Here is a 268-nt window from a genome sequence, read left to right as displayed (position 1 = left end):
CCTTTGTTCGGGGGCGCGTTGGAAAGGGGTCATATATCGCGACGCTGGTTCAGCCTTTTGGAGGATAGGGGTCGTTGCCGTAGCTCCAGGCTTCGCGGAACTGACCATTCCGACCCTGAATCCGGAGCTCTGAGCCCTGATTGCGAGCGATGTCGCGCCCGTGGTCGATAGCTTCGCGCTGAGTGTCGAAGCTGCGGGTAAGACGTTCGTTGCCTTCGCCACGGACGCCCCATTTGTCGCCATTACGAACGACATACTGGTTCTTAGA

Annotated in this window: 1 protein-coding gene; it reads right to left on the bottom strand. The window is 58.6% G+C overall.

The window, feature by feature from the left end:
* Positions 1-49 precede the first annotated feature (49 nt).
* On the bottom strand, positions 50-268 hold a 219-nt coding region (locus H2O73_RS24055; RefSeq protein ID WP_182110811.1), incomplete at its 5' end, for a DUF2188 domain-containing protein.

The sequence above is a fragment of the Vibrio marinisediminis genome, assembly GCF_014050145.1.
In the GTDB taxonomy this organism is placed as follows: Bacteria; Pseudomonadota; Gammaproteobacteria; order Enterobacterales; family Vibrionaceae; genus Vibrio; species Vibrio marinisediminis.
Note: the sequence above shows the minus strand (reverse complement) of the source record. Positions and strands in the feature narration are given on the sequence as shown.